This is a genomic window from Halorussus ruber, assembly GCF_004765785.1.
Lineage (GTDB): Archaea > Halobacteriota > Halobacteria > Halobacteriales > Haladaptataceae > Halorussus > Halorussus ruber.
Genome location: NZ_SBIT01000027.1, coordinates 1 through 4,716, shown reverse-complemented (window position 1 = coordinate 4,716; position 4,716 = coordinate 1). Strand labels below are relative to the sequence as shown.

The following is a 4,716-nucleotide window of genomic DNA, read 5'->3' as shown; positions in this document are numbered from 1 at the left end:
AGTGATGGCCGCTATTATTGGGCCTAAAGCGTCCGTAGCCAGCCAGACAGGTCCGTCGGGAAATCCACGCGCTTAACGCGTGGGCGTCCGGCGGAAACCAGCTGGCTTGGGGCCGGAAGACTCGAGGGGTACGTCCGGGGTAGGAGTGAAATCCCGTAATCCTGGACGGACCACCGGTGGCGAAAGCGCCTCGAGAAGACGGACCCGACGGTGAGGGACGAAAGCTAGGGTCACGAACCGGATTAGATACCCGGGTAGTCCTAGCTGTAAACGATGCTCGCTAGGTGTGGCGTTGGCTACGAGCCAGCGCTGTGCCGTAGGGAAGCCGAGAAGCGAGCCGCCTGGGAAGTACGTCCGCAAGGATGAAACTTAAAGGAATTGGCGGGGGAGCACTACAACCGGAGGAGCCTGCGGTTTAATTGGACTCAACGCCGGACATCTCACCAGCTCCGACTGCAGTAACGACGGTCAGTCTGATGGGCTTACCCGAGCTGCAGAGAGGAGGTGCATGGCCGCCGTCAGCTCGTACCGTGAGGCATCCTGTTAAGTCAGGCAACGAGCGAGACCCGCATCCCTAATTGCCAGCAATACCCTTGTGGTAGTTGGGTACATTAGGGAGACCGCCACGGCTAACGTGGAGGAAGGAACGGGCAACGGTAGGTCAGCATGCCCCGAATGAGCTGGGCTACACGCGGGCTACAATGGTCGAGACAACGGGTTCCAACGCCGAAAGGCGACGGTAATCTCTTAAACTCGGTCGTAGTTCGGATTGAGGGCTGAAACCCGCCCTCATGAAGCTGGATTCGGTAGTAATCGCGCTTCAGAAGAGCGCGGTGAATACGTCCCTGCTCCTTGCACACACCGCCCGTCAAAGCACCCGAGTGAGGTCCGGATGAGGCCACCTACGGTGGTCGAATCTGGGCTTCGCAAGGGGGCTTAAGTCGTAACAAGGTAGCCGTAGGGGAATCTGCGGCTGGATCACCTCCTAACGCACGAGACCAGGTCGACACGACCTGGCTCACCACCGTTCGTCGCTCCGCGACGAACACGCGAGGGTTCCTCGACGACCTCGACCACTTCGGTGGTCGGGCACCTTCGAACTGCCAGGGCTAATTTCGCCCTCCCCGTCCGGGGAGGTGGGCCCATAGCTCAGTGGTAGAGTGCCTCCTTTGCAAGGAGGATGCCCTGGGTTCAAATCCCAGTGGGTCCATGTCGTGGTGCGAATCGAACCGTGTCCCTTAAGTGGGAGACGGGGTAATGATTCAATCCACACTAACCGATGCACTACTCCGTGAAAGCGCGGGTAGGAAGGGTTCGACGCACGCTCCTGTGACACCCACAGGACGTGACGATGACGACCGTATGTACGTGCAATCCAGGCGTCCACTGGATCCGAATGCAGTGTTCCGGGTCAAGTGCGATGCAACACACGATAACCAACAGCGTGGCTACTATGCCAGCTGGTGGATGGCTCGGCTCGAGCGCCGATGACGGACGTGCCAAGCTGCGATAAGCCTGAGGGAGCCGCACGGAGGCGAAGAACTCAGGATCTCCGAATGGGAATCCCCACAGCAATTGCCTTGCGCAATGGGGAACGCCGGAAATTGAAACATCTCAGTACCGGCAGGAAAAGAAACCGAACGGGATGTCGTCAGTAACCGCGAGTAAACGCGACACAGTCCAAACCGAAGCCCACACGGGCAATGTGGTGTTCGGACTGACTCTCAGCACCCGACCCTTTCTCCGAAGTCTCCTGGAATGGAGCGCGATACAGGGTGAAAGCCCCGTACGAGAAAGCAGTACGGTGTGCGTCAGCTCCAGAGTAGCAGGGATTGGATATTCCTTGTGAATATCGCGGGCATTAACCGCGAAGACTAAACACGACTCGAGACCGATAGCGAACAAGTAGCGTGAGCGAACGCTGAAAAGCACCCCACAAAGGGAGGTGCAATAGCGCCTGAAATCAGTTGGCGATCGAGCGACGAGGCTCAAAAGGCCCAATGAAAAACGAGACGACCGCGAGGTCGCAGTAGGACTCATTGGGAGCCGGTGTCTCGTCGTACGTTTTGAAAAACGAACCAGGGAGTGTGTCTGATTGGCAAGTCTAACCCGTGAACCGGGGAAGGCACAGGGAAACCAACATGGCCGCAGTCTTACGACCAGGGCCGCCGTCTTCAAGGGCGGGGAGTCAATCGGACACGACCCGAAACCAGATGATCTACGCGTGGGCAAGGTGAAGCGTGCCGAAAGGCACGTGGAGGCCTGTTAGGGATGGTGTCCTACAATACCCTCCCGTGACCTACGTGTAGGGGTGAAAGGCCCATCGAATCTGGCAACAGCTGGTTCCAACCGAAACATGTCGAAGCATGACCTCCGCCGAGGTCGTCCGTGAGGTAGAGCGACCGATTAGGGGAACCAACTCCGAGAGGAGTTGGTCCCCTTGTCAAACTCCAAACTTACGGACACTGTCGACGCGGGGAATCCGGTGTGCGGGGTAAGCCTGTGCACCAGGAGGGGAACAACCCAGAGCCGGGTTAAGGTCCCAAAGTGTAGACTAAGTGCGATTGAAGGTGGTCTCAAGCCCTAGACAGCCGGGAGGTGAGCTTAGAAGCAGCTACCCTCTAAGAAAAGCGTAACAGCTTACCGGCCGAGGTTTGAGGCGCCCAAAATGATCGGGGCTCAAGTCTACCACCGAGACCTGGCCGCACCCATCATAGGGTGATCGAGTAGGTTGGCATTCCGTACGGATGGAAGCTCGGACGAGAGTTCGCGTGGACCGTACGGGAACGAAAATCCTGGTCAAAGTAGCAGCGTTAGTCGGGTTAGACCCCCGACGGCCTTACGAGCAAGGGTTCCTCGGCAATGCTGACCAGCCGAGGGTTAGCCGGTCCTAAGTCTCACCGCAATCCGAATGAGACAACAGGGAAACAGGTTAATATTCCTGTGCCATCATGCAGTGAAACCGACGCCTTGGGAACCATCGAGCCGGGCACTCGCCCGGTCGAATCCGGGAACTTCGTGGAAGCCGTAATGGCACGAAGCGAACGAAGCCGGAGATAGCGCAAGTCGATGCTACCTAGGGCCCGTGAAAAGGGAGCATGATGTCCGTACCGAGATCCGACACAGGTGCTCAGGCGGAGAAAGCCAAGGCCTGTCGGGAGCAACCGACGTTAGGGAATTCGGCAAGTTAGTCCCGTAAGTTCGCGATAAGGGATGCCTGCCCCGGATAGGGGCAGGTCGCAGTGACTCGGACGCTCCGACTGTCTAGTAACAACATAGGTGACCGCAAATCCGCAAGGACTCGTACGGTCACTGAATCCTGCCCAGTGCAGGTATCTGAACACCCGGTACAACGGGGCGAAGGACCTGTTAACGGCGGGGGTAACTATGACCCTCTTAAGGTAGCGTAGTACCTTGCCGCTTCAGTAGCGGCTTGCATGAATGGATCAACGAGAGCGTCACTGTCCCAACGTTGGGCCCGGTGAACTGCACGTTCCAGTGCGGAGTCTGGAGACCCCCAAGGGGAAGCGAAGACCCTATAGAGCTTTACTGCAGGCTGTCGCTGGGACACGGTCGCTGATGTGCAGCATAGGTAGGAGCCGTTACACAGGTACCCGCGCTAGCGGGCCACCGAGGCAGCATTGAAATACTACCCGTCAGTGACTGTGACCCTCACTCCGGGAGGAGGACACCGGTAGCCGGGCAGTTTGACTGGGGCGGTACACGCTCGAAAAGATATCGAGCGTGCCCCAAGATTTCCTCATCCGGGTCGGGAACCCGGAAAAGAGCGCAAGAGCAAAAGGAAGTCTGACAGTGTCCTACACAACGAGGGACGCTGACGCGAAAGCGTGGTCTAGCGAACCAATCAGCCTGCTTGATGCGGGCGATTGATGACAGAAAAGCTACCTTAGGGATAACAGAGTCGTCACTCGCAAGAGCACATATCGACCGAGTGGCTTGCTACCTCGATGTCGGTTCCCTCCATCCTGCCCGTGCAGAAGCGGGCAAGGGTGAGGTTGTTCGCCTATTAAAGGAGGTCGTGAGCTGGGTTTAGACCGTCGTGAGACAGGTCGGCTGCTATCTATTGGGGGTGTTACGGTGTCTGACAAGAACAATCGTATAGTACGAGAGGAACTACGATTGGTCACCACTGGTGTACCGGTCGTCCGAAAGGGCGCGTGCCGGGCAGCCACGTGACACGGGGTAAGAGCTGAACGCATCTAAGCTCGAAACCCACTTGGAAAAGAGACACCACCGAGACCACTCGTAGAAGACGAGTTCGATAGACTCGGGATGTACGCGCCGAGGCAACGAGGCGTTGAGTCCGCGAGCACTAACAGGTCAAGCCAACACTCATACGGTATCGAGTGTTGCAACTCTCTGCACTGATCCGAACACACACATTCGGATCCAGGCGCAAACTGGATTGCACGTACACTACGGTCGAAATCGAACCACCGACATTGGATGAGACCACGGTTCGAGTCCGTGGGTCGGCGTTAAGGCGGCCAGAGCGGCAGGGTGACACCCGTACCCATCCCGAACACGGAAGTTAAGCCTGCCTGCGTTTCGGCGAGTACTGGAGTGCGCGAGCCTCTGGGAAATCCGATTCGCCGCCTCCACTCATACAACCCCCATCGCCACACCCGGCGATGGGGGTTTCTTCATTTCGAACCAGTCCCACCCCGACCACCACGAGACAGTCTCGGCGACGAC

1 tRNA gene and 3 rRNA genes are annotated in these 4,716 nt (G+C 57.8%); all 4 read left to right on the top strand.

Annotated elements, in window-relative coordinates:
• A 16S ribosomal RNA gene (locus EPL01_RS21200) occupies window positions 1-987 on the top strand; the annotation flags it as partial.
• A gap of 151 nt (window positions 988-1,138) precedes the next feature.
• Window positions 1,139-1,210: transfer RNA gene (locus EPL01_RS21195), tRNA-Ala, on the top strand.
• Window positions 1,211-1,439: 229 nt separating this feature from the next.
• Window positions 1,440-4,356, top strand: a 23S ribosomal RNA gene (locus tag EPL01_RS21190).
• A gap of 144 nt (window positions 4,357-4,500) precedes the next feature.
• A 5S ribosomal RNA gene (rrf, locus tag EPL01_RS21185) occupies window positions 4,501-4,622 on the top strand.
• Window positions 4,623-4,716: the final 94 nt, after the last annotated feature.